The following is a 17,836-nucleotide window of genomic DNA, read 5'->3' on the forward strand; positions in this document are numbered from 1 at the left end:
GCAATCGTGTTATCGCGGCGGTACGAGCCGCCCTGGTTGACGCGGGCGCCCAGCCATCCCAACAATGCGCCCCCCGCCCGCGTCGGCCATGGCAAGAGCCTGGGTGCGGTGATCACAGCAGCTTGCTGTCGATCTGGCCGTTCTCTTTCATCATCTCCAGATAGGTTTTGGCGCTGGGACTGCCGTGTGCCGCTGCCTTGAAAAACCATTTGGCGGCTTCCGCATAGTTCGGTTTTCCATCCATCCCGCGATAGTAAAGCATCCCAAGGCTGGCTTCGGCGTCGGCGTTGCCGGTCTTTGCCGCGGCGAGCCACCAGAACTCCGCGGACTTGTCGTCTCTTAATATCCCTATGCCATTGGCATAGGCGTAGGCCAAACTGAGTTCCGCGTTGACATTTCCCTGTTGCGCGGCCTTGAGCCACCACCCAGCCGCGTCACTGTTGCTATGCGTAATGCCTTTGCCTTTTGAGTACGCGTTTCCGAGGGCCTCCTGCGCCACAGCGCTGCCCTGGTCCGCCGCCTTGCGCCACAGCAGGACGGCCTGTGCTTCGTCCTTTGGGACGCCCACCCCGTCAAAATACATTCCACCCAAGGCGAATTCAGCTAAGTCGTTGCCTTGGTTGTTTGCCTTGCTCAACCAAGTAAATGCCAGGGCTTCATCTTTGTCGATGCCCTGTCCATCACGGTAGCAGATGCCGACATTGTATTGCGCGACCGCATGGCCACTGACTGAAGCCTTCATCCACCATTTGAAGGCTAGCGCCTCGTCCCGCGCAACCCCAAGGCCTTCATGATAGAGGATGGCAAGCTGATATCGAGCATCCGCATTGCCTTGGTCAGCGGCGATCCGAGCCCATTTGGCAGCCAGCTGATAGTCCTGTTTGACGCCTTCGCCGAGATAATACCCCCGGCTGAGATTGTAACCGGCTTCGGCATTTCCTGCTTCGGCAGCCTTGCTCCACCAGACGACAGCTTGGGCATAATCTTGCCGCACGCCCAGACCGCGCGCATACATCCCCCCAACGCCGGATTGCGCCAAGACATTGCCTTGATTGGCCGCCTTGCTCATCCAGGAGAATGCCTGAGCATCATCCCGGCCAATACCTTGTCCCTTCAAATAGGCGCTGGCGAGACTGTACTGCGCGAGCGAGACGCCGCTGGCCGCGGCTTTCATCCACCATTGGAATGCCAGCCTGTCATCCTGCGGCAGCCCGACGCCCTGATGGTACAGGATGCCAATCTGGCCTTGAGCATCCGCATTGCCAGCCTGCGCGGCCTTCAGCCACCATGACGCCCCATCCGCATTGCTCAGGGGACACCCTTGCCTTTTATATATGCGTTGCCGAGCCACAGTTGAGCCTGGGCATAGCCTTGGTCTGCCGCCTTGCGCCACCAGACAGCGGCCTGGACATCATCTTGTTGCACACCCGAACCAAGTGAATACATCGTACCCAGGTCGGATTGCGCCGGACCGTGGCCTTGATCGGCCGCCTTGCGCATCCAGAAGTACGCCTGGACGTCATCCTTGCCGATGCCGTTTCCTGTGCTATAGGCGCCTGCAACGCTATATTGAGCCTGCTGAACACCGCTGGCTGCAGATTTCATCCACCATTCGAATGCTAGCCGATCATCCTTTGGCACCCCTTGCCCTTGGTGATACAGCACACCAAGCATGTATTGACCATTGGCGTTGCCCTGATCCGCCGCCTTCCTTGCCCAGATCACAGTCTGCTGATCATCCTTCGCAACGCCCTTGCCGAAGGAATAGGCCAGGCTGAGACTGTAGGCGGCATCGGAGTTTCCCCCGTCAACCGCTTTTCTCCACCATGACACCGCCTGCGCCTCGTCCCGTGCAACGCCATAACCTTCCCAATACAGACTGCCCAGCAGGGATTGAGCGGCAGAATTGCCGCCGGCCGCCGCCTTTTGGGCCCAAATCGCCGCCGACTCGTAGTCCCTCTTGACGCCTCTGCCGAAATAATAGGCCGCGCCAAGGCCGGACGCAGCATTCACATTTCCCGCCGAGGCAGCCTTGTTCCACCAGTCCACTGCAAGCAGGTCATTTTGTGCAACACCCTGCCCCATCCAATACATCAGGCCAATATTGGTCTGGGCATCGACGTTCCCATCCTGCGCCATCAGCTTCCACTGATTGAACACTTCAGCATAATTCTTGGCGAGGAGTGCCGCCTGCGCCTTCTGCGCAGCCGACCACTGAACATAATAGTTGCGCACCGGAGCGAGCAGCGCCCATGCGGCCAGCACAAGCAAGATGAATGGCCAGAGTCTCCAGCGACGTGGCGCAGGCACGCTCGACACAGTCGTGGTGGCCTCAGGTGGCCAGTCTTCACTATAAAAACGAGGAGATTCACCTGCTGACATCGACAGATACTAGCGCAGAGCAATTCTCTCCGAAATATACCTTACCCGGAAATTCATTCACCCCGGCGCGCCCGCAAACAGCACCACGCCATCGCCACCCGCCGCCGGCCAATCCCTGATGGTTCGGTCGTAGCCGCCGGTCAGCACCGTGCCGTCCGGAGCGAAGGCCACGGCGTAGATCGGTCCGGTCTGGCTGTCGAATAGGGCGATCTGGTTCCCCGTTTCCATGTCCCACAGCCGCGCCGTGCCGTCGAGCGAGCCCGACAGCAGGCGTTTGCCGTCGGCCGACAGCGCCAGCGTATAGACCGTGCCTTCATGGCCCTCGAAGCGCTTCACCTCGCGGCCGCTGTCGAGATCCCAGACCTTGATCGTCAGGTCGCCGCTGCCGGTGATCAGATGGTGCCCGTCGGCGGTGAACACGGCGCCATAGGTGCCTTGCTCGTGGCCGTGCCAGCTGCGCAATTGCTTGCCGCTCTCGATATCCCAGAGTTTCAGCGTGCCGTCGATGCTGCCGCTCAGCGCCTGCTTGCCGTTGGGCGAGACGGCGACCGCGCTGATCGACCAGTCGTGCCCGGTCAGCACATGCAGCACGGAATTGTTGACGAGGTCCCAGACGATGACATTGCCGGTATCATGCCCGCTGACGGCGCGCTTGCCGTCCGGGCTGATGGCGAGCTTGTTGACGCCGCCATTCTGGCCGGCCTGGAAGACATGCAGCACGGCGCCATCGGCAAGTTTGCGCAGCACGATCTCGCCATCGTCGCCGCCCGTCAGCGCGCTGGCGCCGTCGGGCATATAGAGCGCGGTGCGCGCCATGTCCTTGTGGACGCCGAGATTGCGGATCAGCTGCTTGCCGCCAATGTCCCACAGCTTGATCACACGGTCAGTGCTGGCGCTCATGATCGATCGGCCGTCCGGCGCCACCGAAAGCCAGACGACCGCGTCCCGATGGCCGTCGGGCTGCGTCGGCGCCGCCGGCGGCGGTGGCGGCAACGGCGCCACGGTCGGCGGCGGAATGACCGCGACCTCCGGCGGAGCGGCCGGCGCCTGCGGTACGGCCACGGGTGGCGCCGACGGCGCGGGCACCGGCGGCGGGTTGGCGGCTAGCGGTGGCGGTGCTGGCGCAGGGGCTGGCTCCGGGGCCGGTGGCGCGCTGGCGACATCCTGGCCCTTCGGCTCCACTGGTTTGGGTTCGGCAAGTTTGGGCTCATCGGGCTTGGGTTCACTGGGCTTGGGTGCGCTAGGCTTGGGTTCGGCCGTCTTCGGTTCGTTCGGCAGGCTGGCCGCCTCCCCGCCGCCCCACGGGCCGAATCGGTCGACGGCCAGCGCCGCCAGCACGATCAACGGCAAGGCGAGAAAGACCTTGCGCAGGCCGGGCCTGCCGGTCTCCTGCAGTTCGGCTGCGCGGCCGAACAGCGGTGCCCCGGCCAGATGCGCCGGCCGCCCCGGCAACAGCCCGGCCCAGAACAGCACCGCACCGACGAGGCAGGCGAACGCCAGCAGCGAGAAGGCCACCAGCTGCATTGCCCATGGCTCACGCATGGCCGTGAGACCGAAACCCTTGCCGCCCGGCAAGAGATAGAGATGGACAAGGCAAGCCGCGGCCAGCGCCATCAACAGCACCGCCAGCAACCTGTCGGCAACCCTGTTCATGGCGCGAGGCTCATGCCGGTGATGCCGCCGATGACGGCATCGGCCTCGATATTGGCAGGCTGTGGTCGCATCGAATTCCTCGCCGCGGCCGATCTTACGCAAGGCCGCGGCGGAGTCGAGTGGCCGCCGGTGCGAATGCCGCATGGGCGAACGCACGGAAATGGCTGGACATTCCTCGGCTGGTTCGAAAGAAGGCTGGGCCATTCAAGGGAGCGTCCATGACACAGGCGACCAAACCGGTGCTGACCGGCAGGACGGTAACGCTGAGGCCGCTGACCCGGCATGATGCGCCGGCGATTCATGCGGGGCTGGAAGAACCAGAAGCGAAGCGGCTGACGGGCACGCACGCAAAGCACACGCTGGCGGTGGTGGAGGCCCATTACGCAAGAGCCGAAACGGCAAGCCACCGCTGCGACTATGGCATCATCGCTGGCGGCGCCTTGATCGGCGAAGCCGTGCTGAACGGAATTGACTGGCCAAACAAGACGGCATCGTTTCGCATCGTCATCTGGGAGGCGACCGGTCGCGACAGAGGCCACGGCACCGAGGCCGCCGCGCTGCTGCTTCGCCACGGCTTCGAGACGCTGGGGCTGAACCGCATCGAACTGGAGGTCTACGCGTTCAACCCGCGCGCCGGACGGGTGTACGAAAAGCTCGGCTTCCGGCTCGAAGGCACGCGGCGCGAGGCCTTGATCTGGGATGGCGAAGCTGTCGACGCCCACATTATGAGCCTGCTGAAGCGCGAATACTCCGGGGCATCGCCGACGGTCGGATGACTGCGGGCATCGCCGCTTGCCGGGAGAGGGCGCGACCTACTTCAACTCCACCCAGACCGGCGCATGGTCGCTGGCGCCATCCTCGCCGCGCACGTCGCGGTCGATGCCCGCTCCCTTCAGCCGGCGGGCGAGCGTCTTCGACAGCAAGATGTGGTCGAGCCGCAGACCCGCATCGCGCGGCCAGCGGTTCCGGCGGTAGTCCCAGAAGGTGTAGAGCGTCTCCTGCGGATAGACTTTTCGCAACGCGTCGACCCAGCCCTGCTCGATGAGGGCGGCGAAGGCGGCGCGGCTTTGCGGCTGCACCAGCGCGTTGTCGTCATAGGAGCGCGTGGCATAGATGTCGCGCGGCTCGGGCACGATGTTGTAGTCGCCGGCCAGCACGACCGGCAGGCCGGTGTCGAGAAGCTGCGCCGCATGCGCTTCCAGCCGCTTGTGCCAGGCAAGCTTGTACTGAAATTTCGGCCCCGGCTGCGGATTGCCGTTCGGCGCATAGAGGCAAGCGATGACGATGCCGTCGACCGCCGCCTCGATATAGCGGCTCTGCCGGTCGGCATCGTCGCCGGGCAAGGCATCGCGGGTCAGCACCGGCTCCGCGCCGCGTGCCAGTATGGCGACGCCGTTCCAGGTCGGCTCGCCCTTCCACACCGCGCCATAGCCGGCATCGGCAAGCGCGGTGCGCGGAAACTGCATATCGCGCGCCTTGAGTTCTTGCAGGCAGACGACATCGGGTTTCGCCGCCGCCAGCCATGCCAGAAGGTTTTCGAGGCGGCTGTTGATGTTGTTGATGTTGAAGGTGGCGAGTTTCATGGTTGGATGCCGAAAGCGCCTCTCGTTTCGTCATCCTCGGGCTTGACCCGAGGATCCATGCACGCCCGCCAAGGAACGCGGCGGTGCAGAATTCTCGACCGTCGCAACGCTCGCAGGTCGCGGCATGGATTCTAGGGTCTGCGCGCGTCGCTTCGCTCCTTGCTTTGCACTAGGATGACGAAGTTCGTGACCTCTCTGCCCAAACCTTCACCGTCTCCGCCAGCGTCTTCAGATGATCGGCCGTCGAGAACCCCGAAACGCTCTTGCGCGGCTTGAGATCATGGTCGCCATCCTCGAGCCAGATCACCTCGATCGCGTCGGACAGCCCATAACCCGCCACCTCGTCGCGCGTACCGAACTCGTCTCGCGTGCCTTGAAAGATCAGCGTCGGCGTCTTCAGCCCGATCAAATGTTTGGTGCGCAACTGGTCGGGTTTGCCCGGCGGATGAAAGGGATAGCCCAGGCAGACCAGCCCGGCGATCTCGCCCTTGGCGAACATCTCGTCCGCGACCATGGAAGCGACGCGCCCGCCCATCGACTTGCCACCGATGATAAGCTTCCCGGTCACGCCCCTGGCCCTGAGATCGCCGATCGCCTTGACATATTCCGGATTGACCGTCTCCGCGCGCGGCGGCGGTTTGCGGTGGCCGTAGCGGCGCGCCGCCATATAGTGGAATTCGAACCGCGCCACCTGGAAGCCGGCGGCGGCCAGCGCCTTGGCGGTTGCGGTCATCGAGGGGGAATCCATCGACGCGCCGGCGCCGTGGGCAAGCAGGATGGTGAGGGGAGCGGTGTCGAAGCCGTCGAAGAGGAAGCTGGTCATGGGGAGTCTCGCGCGGCAGTGACACTGCCAATCTCCCCCCTCGAGGGGATTGAGGAATGGTCCGTGAAGCGGATGAAAGCCAATTGCTTGGCTTTCAAATGACGAACGCCCGGCAGGGCAGAGGGGGGCGTGAAGGAACGCCAGCCTTCGGTCGGGCTTGCGTGCAGGAAAACGATCTGAAATGAGCCGATCCGTTGCCGGGACAGCGCCCCCCTCTGTCCTGCCGGACATCTTCCCCACAAGGGGGAGATCGGCTGTCATCGCGACCCTCGCCAATCATGGTCACCCCGCCGTCCGCGCCAGCTGCATGTCCACGAACTGCACGCCCCTGGCCGCCACCCCGGCCCATTCGCTATCCGCGTCGAGCTCCAGGTAGCGCACCCAGAGCCGGCGCGCCTCGGGCAGATTGCCGGCGTCGAATTCCAGCCTGGCGAGGTTGAACACCGGATCGGCATAGCTCTTGTCGAGCGCGATCGCCTTCTGCAAATGGCGTCGTGCGGAGGCGTCGCGGCCCTGCTCGCTCATCAGCCCGGCGAGATTGAACCAGGCTTCGACAAAGGCCGGATCGAGCTTTATAGCCCTGGCATAATCATGCGCGGCATCCGCCGCGTGGCCGCCGGCGCGCAGGCAGTTGGCGCGGTTGAAGGCGGCGATGGCGTCGCTCGGGTCGATGGCGAGGCAGCGCTGGTAGAGTGCGGCAGCACCTTCGTGGTCGCCGCCCTCCTCCGCCGCTTCTGCCTCGGCGAACAAATCTTCCAGCGTGTCGTCGCCACTGGCCGCGGCGCCCAGATCGAACAGCAATTGCCCGTCGAGCTCGCTCTGGCCGCCTTCGAGATAGATCGCGTCGGGGCGGCCGTGCTGCGAGCCGACATTGAGCGATTTGGCGGTGAGCGAGGCGACCGGGCCGGAGCGGTGCACGGAACGCGCGATCGCGCCCCAGGTCGCGCCGCCTGCCACCAGCCCGGCATATTTGCGCGCCAGGATCAGGTCGCGGAAGGAGTAGGGTTCGCAATCACGCTCGAAGGCATCGAACAGCGACAGCAGGTCAAGGTCGGCGCCCGACAGCCGCGACTGCTCGATCAGCGATTGCCTGGACAATGACGACGCCTCCGGCGCCTTCATCAAGCCGAGCAGACGCAAAAAACCGTTCTCGCTGATCAGCGTGCGTCCCGCGGCGCGCTCGGACGCGACGCGGCGCTCGATCCCGGCATCGCCGCTCTTGGTGAGTCCGGCCTTGGCCAACATCGTCCTGCCGAACACCACATGCGTCGTCCGCCTGGTGATGCCGCGCCTCAGCTGGCCGTGCTGGCGCTCGACCTCGCGTGCGGCGAGCCGCAAGGGGAACGCCGCCAGCGCGCCGATGGTACCGAAGACGGCCCCTGGAACCGAAACGGCCGGTGCCGTCATTTCTTGCTCTTGCCGACCGCCTTGAGCAGACTGGCCTTCAGCGGATTTTCAGGCGCACCGCCCGCCGCTGCCTTCTTGGCGGCGGGTTTTGCGGCCCCTTCGTCGGCCTTGCTCTTGGACTTGGCCGGCGGCTTCGATTGCGACAGGCTGGCCTTCAGCGCGTCCATCAGATTGATGACATTGCCGCGCTCGGGCGCGGCCGCGATGATCGGCTTGTGGCCCTTCAGCTTCTCGCGGATCATCGCCATCAGCGCGATCTCGTAGCGGTCCTCGTAATCCTTCGGATCGAAGGTGGTTTCCTTCTGCTTGATCAGCGCTTCGGCGAGCTCGAGCATTTCCGGATCGGGCTTGCCGGCCGGGATGTTGCCGAAATATTCAGCAGTTCCGCGCACTTCGTTCGGGTTCCTCAAGGTGCACACGAACATACCGTTCTCTCGCGCGCCGATCGTCACCACCCGTTCGCGGCTGGACAGCACCAGCCGCGCGATCGCCAGCTTGCCGGATTTGCGCATGGCTTCGCGCAGCACGGCAAAGGTTTCCTCGGCCATCGCCCCATCCGGCGCCAGGTAATAGGGCGCGTCCTGGTAGATGACATCGACCTCGCCCTCGTCGACGAAAGCCTCGATGTTCATCGTGTGGTTGGATTCGATACGCACCGCGTCGAGGTCGGCATCATCGATGATGATGTACTGCTTGTCCTCGTACTCGTAGCCTTTGACCAGGTCCGAGCGCTCGACGAGCCCGAGTTCGGGATCGACCGGCTTCATGTTGATGCGGTTATGCGTCTTCTTGTGCAGCTGATTGAACGAGATGCGCTCGCTGGCGCTGGTGGCGGGGTATAGCCGCACCGGACAGCTGACGAGGCTGAGCTTGAGGTAACCTTTCCAACTTGCCCTGGGCGCCATGATACACTCCTACGCGGCCATGCACTCACATCGGTGCAGCGCTGTTCGTCCGCAGGACGATTAAGGCTGCGCAAATCCTACACCGACCCCGCACAATACAGAAAAATTCCTGACGAAATCTTCCGCTGCGTCTTTGAGGTCGCGGGGAGAGAATAATTCAAATTGTATGAAGCGTCGATGGCACCCAGCCTTTCGGATCAAGCCAGGAAGATGACCCGGCATCCCTCTTCTTCGTCATCCTGGGGCGGAGCAAGGAGCGAAGCGACGCGGCGCAGACCCTAGGATGACGAAAGATGGGTAGGCAAATCCCGCGCAAAGTCCTCGATATCCGCCCAGGGATCGCCTGACGTCTCCAGCAGTCCCGGCAGCGACGAATAGTTCAGATCCTGCGGCGCATCGATCGCCTCCAGGTCGCTCCAGCTCACCGGCGTCGAAGCCGGCAGATTGGTGCGGGCGCGCAGCGAATAGGGCGCGGCGGAGGTGTGGCCGCGGGCGTTGCGGTGATAGTCGATGAAGATGCGCTTCTTGCGGTTTTCCTTGCCCATGGTGGTGGTGAATGTGTCGGGCGCGGTCGCCGCCAGATGCGTGGAGATGGCGCTGGTCGCCTGATGCAGCTTCTTCCAGTTCTGCTTTGGGGTCACCGGCACCGTGATGTGGATGCCGCTGCCGCCGGACGTCTTGGCGAACGGCACCAGCCCCAGCCCCTCCAGTTCGCCCTTGATGTGGATGGCGGCTTCCACCACTTCGCGCCAGGAAATCCCCTCGCCCGGGTCGAGGTCGAAGACGATCTGGTCGGGTTTGTCGAGGCTCAAGCGGTGCGTGCCCCAGGTATGGAACTCGACGACGCCGAACTGCGCCAGCGCCAGATAGCCTTTTGCCCCCTCGACCGAGAGATAGGATTTGGTCTCGCCCTCGGAATTGGTCGCCTGGAACGTCACCACCGAAGGCGGCATGCCGGTGAAGGCGTGGCGCTGGAAGAAACAGTCCTTCGGCAGGCCGGTCGGGCAGCGCACCAGCGACACCGGGCGGCCAAGGATGTGCGGCAGCATGAAATCGCCGACCAGCGCGTAGTAGACGGCGATGTCGAGCTTTGTCGGGCCCGTCTTGCCGAACAGGCGCCGCTCCGGATTGGTCACCCAGATGGTGGCAAGATCCGCCTCCGAGATCAGCCGCTTGCGCATGGGCGAGACCGGCGTCGACAGGCCGACATCCCTGAGACCGCGAAACACGCCATGGCGCAACGAATTGTCAGCCGTGCGGTTGGCGTAATGGATGCGCGCCGAAAACAGCGGCTTGACCCAATGCATCTCGCGCAAGATTTCGCGCGGCGCGCCTTCCGGCGCCGTGGCGCCCGATGTCAGCGGCTGCAGCCGTGCCAGCAGGTCGGCAGCCGTCTCGGCATCGAAGCCGGTGCCGACCTTGCCGCGATAGTGCAGCTCGCCCTCCTCCCACTCGGCCATGCCGAGTGCCGCCAGCCCTTCCGCCGCGGCCGAAATCGTGTAACCCGCGATGACGAAATCGTCCTTCTGCAGCGCCTTGCACTTGGTCCAGCTCTTGGTGCGGCCGCTCTGGTAGATCGCGGTGGCGCGCTTGGAGATGACGCCTTCGAGCCCGAGTTCGGTCGCCTGGTCGTACAGCCCCTGCCCTGAGCCCTCGACATGGTCGGAGAACTGGATGGCGGAATTCGCCCCGAGCCCGCCAAGCAGCTCGGCCAGCAGCGCCTTGCGCCGGATGAGCGGCGTCTTCAGCAAGTCCCAGCCGTCGAGATGGAGCAGGTCGAAGGCATAGAAATGCAGCTTGCTGCCGGCGCCCTCGGCCAGCGCATCCTGCAGCAGCGCGAAGCGGCTGATGCCCTTGGCGTCGAGCACCACGATCTCGCCATCGATGATCGCCTCGCGGCACGGCAATTTGGCGAAGGCATGCGGCAGGTCGCCATAGCGCTTCGTCCAGTCGATGCCGCCGCGGGTGATCAGCCGCACCTGCCCGTCGGACAGATGCGCCATGGTGCGGTAGCCGTCGAATTTGATCTCGTGCAGCCAGAGTTCGTTGGTGTTCTCGGCAGGGCCTTCGCCGCCCGGCGGCCTCAGTGCCTGCGTCGCCAGCTGCGGCTCGATGCGGCTGAGCGCCGGCGCCTTCACCGCGCCCGGCAGTTCGCCGGGCTTCAGCGAGCCCGGCTTTGGCGCGGACTTCGCGACCGGCTTTGCGGCCGCCGCCAGTTCCTCGATGCGCAATCCGGATTTCACGCTTTCCGGCCGCGCCTCCAGAATATTCAGCGCCGTGTCGGCGGCGAGGTCGCGCTCCTTGAACAGCAGCCAGTTCTTCTTGTTCTCGTCCTCGCCGGGCTTGGGCTTCAGGCGGGTCAGCATCCAGCCGCCATTGAGCTTTTCGCCGGCCAGCCGGAACTTGAAAGCGCCGGTGCGCAGGCTCTTCTCGATGTCGTCCATCGGCGCCCAGGTGCCAGTGTCCCAGACGATCATCGGCCCGCCGCCATACTCACCCTCGGGAATGACGCCCTCGAAATCGATATATTCGAGCGGATGGTCCTCGGTCTCGACCGCCAGCCGCTTGTCGGCCGGATTGAGCGAGGGCCCGCGCGGCACCGCCCAGCTCTTCAGCACGTCGCCGACCTGCAGGCGCAGATCATAATGGTCCGCGGTGGCGTGGTGCTTGTGGACGACAAAGCGGTTGCCCTCGCCGCTGATCAGCCCACCGGCCGGTTCCGGCGTTTTGGAGAATTCGCGCTTGGCGCGGTAGGTCTTGAGTTTGGGTGAGGTGGTCATGATCAAAGACCGAAGCGCACGACAGTTGGAAACAATAACCGCCTCGTTCCTTCACGCCCCCCTCTGTCCTGCCGGACATCTCCCCCACGAGGGGGGAGATTGGCAGCCGTGCCGCTGGCTCTCCCCTTACAACTTTGGAAATTGGCGAAGGCCGTCGCAACATCCGATCTCCCCCCTCGTGAGGGAGATGGCCGGCAGGCCAGAGGGGGGCGCCGTAGAGCGCTACGTTTGCACCACTCGCGATTGTTCACTTGGCCTCAATCGTCGGCGGCCGGCGTCAGCTCGAGCTCGGCCGGCGACAGGCCCTGCCGAAGTTGGCTCAGCCGGAACTCATCCACCCAATAGGCCTCGCCGTCGACCAGAACGCGTGCGCGGTAGGCGCCGTCCGAAAAGCTTTGCGCGGTGATGTAGACCTTGTGGGCGTCGAGCGCCCTGCGCACCGCGGCGCGCTTGGCATTCTGGCCGGTGACGGGACTGAACATGACGCTGCCCTCGGTCGCCCTGACACATCAGGCGATTGGGTTCAAGGATGACGGAGACAAGCAGTCCTGTCAATTTCAGGCGCCGGAGCCATGCTGTTGGTCTCGCAAAAATCCGCATCCCTGTCGAAATCCGCTCCTGGCGAACGACATTGGTGCGGCGCCAACGCGCCGCGATCACCTCAAACAGGGAGCACCACCATGGCCAAGATGCTTGTCATCTACAAAACCCCCGCCGATCCGGCGGCTTTCGAGCGCCATTACCACGACATTCACGTGCCGCTGGCCAAGCAATTGCCCGGACTGCATCGCTACGAGATCAGCCGGTCGCCGATCATGAACGTCCTGCCGGGCGAGACGCCCTACAGGGTCGCCATCCTCTATTTCGACAGCCTGGAGGCCATTCGCACAGCTTTTGCCAGCGAGATCGGCCGCGCCTGCGCGGAGGACCGGCGCAAACTCGCCGGGGATGACGATCTGGTGACGATGCTGCTCTTCGACACCGAGCCGCTGTGAGCCATGTCGCCGCCATCAATTCCTGCTCCCGAAGCCGCTTCGGGAGCCGTTCTTCAATTCTTCAATTCTTCAATTCTTCAGTTCCTCAGTTCCTTAGTTCTTCAACCGCCGAAACCGCCGCATCACGCCCTGCACGGCCTTATACAGTCCGGGCCTGGAGCGCACGAAAAGCTCGGTCTTGCCGCGCAGCCTGATGTAGGCGGTCGAGCCCCTGCCCTTCAGCGTCACCGCCTCGCAAAGCTCGGCCAGCACCGCGCTCGAAGCGCCGATATGCTGCTTGTAACCCTGGCTGCCCACCGACAGGTCGAAATAGCCGAGCCCTTGCGTCACCCCCCACATCATCAGCTTGCCGATCGTCGTCAGGCCAGGCGATGCGTTGGCCACCGCGTCCTTATCGATCCCGAGCAGAAGCGCGTGCAAGGTACCCTTCATGACAAGCACGTACATGACGGCGAGATAGGTTTCACCGACACGCAGCCCAAACAGCCGCACGGAGCCGTCGGACAGCCCTTGCAACGCGGCGCTGCGGTAGAAATCGACCACCGGCGCCTGCGTCAGGAGGTCGAAGCGCCCGAGCTCGCGGAAGCGGTTGAGCCTGAGCTCGAGCAGCCTCGCGAAATGCGCCTCCACCATGTCGGGCGTGTCGGCTTCGACGAGATCGAGCTTGCCCATCATCTGTTCGAAGCGGCGGCAGTGCTTGTGGAAATTCTTGGCGAAGGACGATTTGCAGATGCGCTTTATCAGCGTCTCCGGATCGCCATTCATGACCAGGCCAGAGGCGATCTGGATGGAATCGCGCGCCAGTGAAAGCAGCGCCAGCGGATTGGCGACGCCGTGAATCTCCCGCGGAATCCCCGCGATGTGGAAGCGGTCCGTCGGCGGCAGCACGGCGCGCACCGCCGCCCAGGCGGCGTCGGCGCTCTGCGTGGTCCAGGGTCTCGCATCGGCCAGCAGCGGCGCCGAATAGTCGCACACACCGCAGCTCAGCCATTCGATCACATTGTGGCCCAGGGCCCGCCGGCGCATCAGCGGCAGCAGCATGACCGGCGCGCCCGTTGCGGCGTCGTTGACCTCGACGACCAGCACTTGCGCGCTTTTGGGCATCAGCCGGTTTGCGATCCCTTCCACCCAGGCAAAGCCCTGATGGCCCGTGCACAAGCCGGTCGCTTCGAGGTGCAGCCACAGCGGCCTTACCGAATCGAAGCTTGTGTGCAGCCGCGCGGCAAAGCGCGCGGCGGCGCCCAAACCGGCTATATCATGGGAAAGTGGTTGGCCCGGTGCATCCCCCACCGCGACTATTCGCATTGCCTGGCCTGTCACGTACTTCTCCCGTTGTTCAGGCCCGCTCTCAACGTCCTCCGCGCGAACGCCGCAAACCTCGCATCAGTCCCTGGGCTGCATTGAGCAGCCGCGGCTTGGATCGCACGAAGGCCTCGGTCCGGTTGCGTAGATCGATGACGGTGGTCGCCGCCCTGCCCCGCATTGTGTACCCGTGGCAGAGTTCCGCAAGAACCGAACCCTTGGCGCCCATATGTTCCTTGTAGCTCTGGTTGCCGACCGACAGGTCGAAATAGCCAAAGTCCTGCTCGCGTGCCCACCTCATCAACCTGCCAATGATCGCCATTCCAGGTGAGACATTGGGCACGACGCTCTGGTCCATTGCTATCAGCAGAGCATGAACAGTCCCTTGATGGACCAGCAGATATTGAACAGCGATCAGGGAGCCGCCGACGCGCAGCCCGAAGAGCCGCACCGAACCGTCCGACAAGCCCCGAATGGCTGCGTCACGGTAGAAATCGACAACCGCCTCCTGCGTCAGCAGGTCGAAGCGGCCAAGCTCTCGGAACCGGCTGAGCCGCATCCGGACCAGTTCGCCGAAGATTTCCTCCACCTGGTCCGGCGAACCGGCCTGGACGAGCTCCACGCCGCCAAGCCTTTCGAGCCGGCGCCAGTCCTTGCCGAATTCCTTGACGAAAGATGGCCTGCAGAGACGCTTGAGGACGGTTTCCGGGTCGCCGTCGATGGCAAGGCCAAAGGTGGTATGGACGGAATCGCGCGCGGCCGTCAGCAAGGCCAGGGGATTGGCGACGCCGTTGATCTGCCGCGGTATTCCCGTGATATGGAAGCGATCCGCCGACGGCAGCACGGAACGCACCGCCGCCCACGCAGCCTGCGCCGATTGGGCGGTCCAGGCACCCGCATCGGCCAGCAGCGGTGCCGAATAGTCGCAGACCCCGCAGCTCAGCCACTCGATCACCCGATGCTGGAAGGCCGATCGCAGCATCAGCGGCACCAGCATCAAGGGCGCGCCCGTCACCGCGTCGTTCACTTCAACAATGAGCGGCTCCGCGCCTGCCGGCATCAGCCGGGCCACGATCCCCTCCGCCCAGGCAAAATGCTGGTGGGCGGTGCAGACACCGTCCATTTGGAAACGCAGCCAGAGCGGCCGGACCGCTTCAAGGCTTGTGTGCAATCGCGCCGTGTACGCGTCGTTCGCGGGGACCGTCACTGGACGGGAGGCTTCCCCTGCCGGCAAGCCGTCATCCACCGTAGCGATTTGCACTGCCTGGCCAGCCACGTCCATTTCCTATCGCTTTACCGCGGCGAACGTGACCGCCCGCCGCCAGGAGCCCAAGCGGCTGTTACGCTGCTGGTCCGGATGCTCGATGTTCCACATGCGGTGATGCGCGAAATACCATGATGCCGCGAGCACGAAGGTCTCGGAGACCGCCGAGCCCAGCAGTGCCCATGGCGGGGACGCGACGGCCAAAAGGATGGCGATCAGCGCCAGCCCGACGATCGCCCCGCCCATGGTGATGAAGGCGACGATGCGGAAATCGCCGAAGATCTCCAGGACGATGCGGGGCATGATGTAGAGCATGATCGGGATAAAATTCACTGTCACCAGAAGCCCGATGAACCCGACCGAGGCATCCTGCAGAGCCTGGGATTTGATCATCGGCAGGACGAACAGGATGGCGCATCCGTAGACCAGGCCGCCAAGTCCCATCACGGCCGACCAGGTCTTCGCCTGCGACCAGACGCGGCGCGTTTCATTGCGCCGCATCAGCTTGGCGAGTTCCGGCTGCGTCATGTTGACGAAGGCAAGACTGATGATGCGCAGCGGCGCGAACAGCACGATCACCGCCGCCAGCGGCGCATAGGCCGCGGGCCCGGCAATGCCGGCGACCAGCAGCGCCAGGCACTGGCCCTGGATGTTGGTGGTGGTCGCGCTGAAGGCCGACCAGCACAGCTGGCGCCAGAGCCTGGTGTAGCGCCGCCGCGTCGGCATGCGGAAGCTGATGCGAAGCGTGCGGCGCGCCAGCCGGGCCAGCACGAAGATGCCGATCACATTGGCCGCGGCAAGGGCGTAGAAAACGGTCTGCAGCGCGGCCCCGGCGAACCAGATCGCCAGCCCGGCCAACACGGTGCCGGCGATTGTGAAAGCCGCGTCGCTTACGGACACGATCACCTGCTGGCGGCGCGCGAAGAAAGCCGTGCGCATATGGCTGCGCAGCGACCATGCGCCGACGAAGCAGCCGGCCGCAATGCCGCTCGGGTCGCCCAGGAGATGCATCAGAACCCCCGTGCCGACGGCCATCAGCAGCGCCACCACCAGCGCCGCCGTTCCAAAGGCCACGTCATGGGCGTCGACGCCTGCGCTGTTGGTGCTCTTGCCCATCCATATCGAGGCGGGAACGGCAGTCAGCGACCTGATGTAGGACAGGCCGACGCCGCCCATCACCATGGCGATGGCGAAAAGGCCGTAGCCTTGCGCCGACAGCATGTGCAGCAGCGCGATGTTGAGGGCAAAGTGAAAGCCGCTCTGCATCGCCTCGCCGCCGATCATCAGCACGAGGCGCCGCACCAGATGGAGAGGGAACTTCACGGCCGCGTCTCCGCCTGGCGGGCGCTGGCCGTCCGTCCCGGCATTGCGATGGCAGCCTTCAGCTTGTCGGCGGCGATCGCCGCGATCGCGGCGGCGGCGACCGGTTCGCTGAACACCGTCTCGTAGCGCTTGCGCCCGGCGACGACGAAACCGCGCCAGGCCTCAGGGGCGAGGATGATCTCCCGCAACTTCGCGGCCAACGCTGCTGCATTGCCTGGCGGAACATGCCAGCCGGTCTCGCCGTCGGCGACCACTTCGACCAGCCCGCCGATCGCCGACACCAGTGGCGGACGGCCATAGGCCATCGCCTCGATGGCGACACGGCCGAGCGATTCCGGACGCCGTGACGGCACGGTGACGATGTCGGCCCAGCGATAATGCTCCGAAGGGTCCGGGATGAAGGGCAAGGCGCTGACCTGTCCGGCCAGCCCCATGGTCTCGACCAGGTTCGCCAGAGCGCGCTCGCGCTCGACGCTTTCGAAGGCGCCGCCGACCAGCCGCACCTCGATCCTTGACTTGAGTTCGGTCGGCAGCGAGGCGATGGCTTCCAGAAGCACTTCCTGGCCCTTGATCCGGTTGACGCGGCCAAGCAGCAGCACCCTCAGCGGGCGCTTGCCGTCATAGGTCATCGCCTCGGCCGCGGCCGGACCGGCAACGCCATTGTAAACAACGTAGGAGCGCGCGGATCTGGGCTCGCCGAACGTGTCGCGCGTCGCTTTCGAGTTGAAGATGAGATCGGCATGGCTCCAGTGCATCAGGCCGACAAGGGCCCGGCGCAGCACGCCTTCGGGAATTTCATGGATGTGCAGCAGCGCCTTGGCAGGCAGCAGGCGCGAGGCGAGCGCATAGTCGGCGACGATCGATGTGTTGACATAGACGAGGTCGCAAACGCTGAGGCGCCGCCATGCCCGCCACAGCGCAACCGGCAGCCGCGCCATCTCGATGGTCGCCAGCCTCAGCATCGCCTGGCGCCTGAGCACCCAGAGCGGCTCGAAGACGATGCGGCTGGCATGCGGCTGCAGGATTTCGACGATCGGTCCGCTGCGCGGCAGGACCACTTCGATGTCGGCCAGCGGAAACGCGGCGCGCAGCGCCGCCACGCTCTCGGCGAAGCTGCGGTCGGAACCGTAGAGTTCGTACCCCTGATGGACGCAGGCAATCCGCATCTTCACGCGCATCTTTCTGCCAGGGGTGGTGTGACGATTCCGCCGCCTGACGCTATCGGCGACCGGAAACGTCAAGCCCAACACCCCTTTGGACTTCACTGGTTCTCAGTGTGGTCATGAAACGGATCTGGATCCGGCTCACCACACCAACGCTGCACGCCTTCCGCCGTTTCTGGCGCGCAGAAGTCCATCAGCAAGGTTCATGCCGGGCTAATATATCCAATCGCGGGCCGACTGGCCCCGGCATCGCCTC

The 17,836-nt window shown here is 64.5% G+C and carries 15 protein-coding genes; 2 read left to right on the plus strand and 13 right to left on the minus strand.

Going from position 1 to position 17,836, the window contains the following annotated elements; all coding sequences use genetic code 11:
* Positions 1–112: 112 nt before the first annotated feature.
* From ACWGS8_RS10825 to ACWGS8_RS10835, 3 genes are all read right to left on the minus strand, one after another.
* Positions 113–1,351, minus strand: a complete 1,239-nt coding sequence (locus tag ACWGS8_RS10825; RefSeq protein WP_454580912.1) for a tetratricopeptide repeat protein — start codon at positions 1,349–1,351, stop codon at positions 113–115.
* Positions 1,309–2,265, minus strand: a complete 957-nt coding sequence (locus ACWGS8_RS10830; protein ID WP_454581265.1) for a tetratricopeptide repeat protein — start codon at positions 2,263–2,265, stop codon at positions 1,309–1,311. The genes ACWGS8_RS10825 and ACWGS8_RS10830 overlap by 43 nt, the downstream gene beginning before the upstream one ends.
* Positions 2,266–2,439: 174 nt before the next feature.
* On the minus strand, positions 2,440–4,035 hold the full coding sequence (locus ACWGS8_RS10835; RefSeq protein ID WP_454580913.1) for a WD40 repeat domain-containing protein: 1,596 nt from the start codon (positions 4,033–4,035) through the stop codon (positions 2,440–2,442).
* Positions 4,036–4,253: 218 nt separating this feature from the next.
* Between ACWGS8_RS10835 and ACWGS8_RS10840 the strand changes: the two genes are divergently transcribed.
* Positions 4,254–4,811: a GNAT family N-acetyltransferase gene (locus ACWGS8_RS10840; protein WP_454580914.1), complete on the plus strand. Its 558-nt coding sequence runs from the start codon at positions 4,254–4,256 to the stop codon at positions 4,809–4,811.
* 36 nt (positions 4,812–4,847) lie between these two features.
* On the opposite strand, the gene xth is transcribed toward ACWGS8_RS10840, so the two are convergent.
* The 6 genes from xth to ACWGS8_RS10870 all read right to left on the minus strand — a co-directional run bounded on the left by xth (position 4,848) and on the right by ACWGS8_RS10870 (position 12,015).
* Positions 4,848–5,618, minus strand: a complete 771-nt coding sequence (xth, locus tag ACWGS8_RS10845) for an exodeoxyribonuclease III (protein WP_454580915.1) — start codon at positions 5,616–5,618, stop codon at positions 4,848–4,850.
* Between the two features lie 169 nt (positions 5,619–5,787).
* Positions 5,788–6,441, minus strand: a complete 654-nt coding sequence (locus tag ACWGS8_RS10850; protein WP_454580916.1) for an alpha/beta hydrolase family protein — start codon at positions 6,439–6,441, stop codon at positions 5,788–5,790.
* Between the two features lie 282 nt (positions 6,442–6,723).
* Positions 6,724–7,848: a tetratricopeptide repeat protein gene (locus ACWGS8_RS10855; RefSeq protein ID WP_454580917.1), complete on the minus strand. Its 1,125-nt coding sequence runs from the start codon at positions 7,846–7,848 to the stop codon at positions 6,724–6,726.
* Entirely contained in the window at positions 7,845–8,753 is a 909-nt protein-coding gene (ku, locus tag ACWGS8_RS10860; RefSeq protein WP_454580918.1) for a non-homologous end joining protein Ku, read from the minus strand. The genes ACWGS8_RS10855 and ku overlap by 4 nt, the downstream gene beginning before the upstream one ends.
* A 278-nt stretch (positions 8,754–9,031) precedes the next feature.
* Entirely contained in the window at positions 9,032–11,533 is a 2,502-nt protein-coding gene (gene ligD / locus ACWGS8_RS10865) for a DNA ligase D (protein WP_454580919.1), read from the minus strand.
* A 257-nt stretch (positions 11,534–11,790) separates the two neighbouring features.
* Positions 11,791–12,015: a hypothetical protein gene (locus ACWGS8_RS10870; protein WP_454580920.1), complete on the minus strand. Its 225-nt coding sequence runs from the start codon at positions 12,013–12,015 to the stop codon at positions 11,791–11,793.
* A 198-nt stretch (positions 12,016–12,213) separates the two neighbouring features.
* Here ACWGS8_RS10870 and ACWGS8_RS10875 point away from each other — a divergent pair, with 198 nt between their 5' ends.
* Positions 12,214–12,528, plus strand: a complete 315-nt coding sequence (locus tag ACWGS8_RS10875; RefSeq protein WP_454580921.1) for an EthD family reductase — start codon at positions 12,214–12,216, stop codon at positions 12,526–12,528.
* A 93-nt stretch (positions 12,529–12,621) separates the two neighbouring features.
* Here the strand turns inward: ACWGS8_RS10875 and ACWGS8_RS10880 are convergent, their stop codons facing one another.
* The 4 genes from ACWGS8_RS10880 to ACWGS8_RS10895 are packed head-to-tail and all read right to left on the minus strand — an operon-like array spanning position 12,622 to position 17,583.
* Positions 12,622–13,848 (minus strand): GNAT family N-acetyltransferase, encoded by a 1,227-nt coding sequence (locus ACWGS8_RS10880; protein WP_454580922.1) that lies wholly within the window; start codon positions 13,846–13,848, stop codon positions 12,622–12,624.
* 28 nt (positions 13,849–13,876) lie between these two features.
* Positions 13,877–15,112 (minus strand): GNAT family N-acetyltransferase, encoded by a 1,236-nt coding sequence (locus ACWGS8_RS10885; RefSeq protein WP_454580923.1) that lies wholly within the window; start codon positions 15,110–15,112, stop codon positions 13,877–13,879.
* Between the two features lie 3 nt (positions 15,113–15,115).
* Complete coding sequence (locus ACWGS8_RS10890; RefSeq protein ID WP_454580924.1) at positions 15,116–16,417, minus strand: hypothetical protein; 1,302 nt, start codon at positions 16,415–16,417, stop codon at positions 15,116–15,118.
* Complete coding sequence (locus tag ACWGS8_RS10895) at positions 16,414–17,583, minus strand: glycosyltransferase family 4 protein (RefSeq protein WP_454581266.1); 1,170 nt, start codon at positions 17,581–17,583, stop codon at positions 16,414–16,416. The genes ACWGS8_RS10890 and ACWGS8_RS10895 overlap by 4 nt, the downstream gene beginning before the upstream one ends.
* Between the last annotated feature and the right edge of the window lie 253 nt (positions 17,584–17,836).

The organism is Mesorhizobium sp. 43Arga, assembly GCF_053714255.1.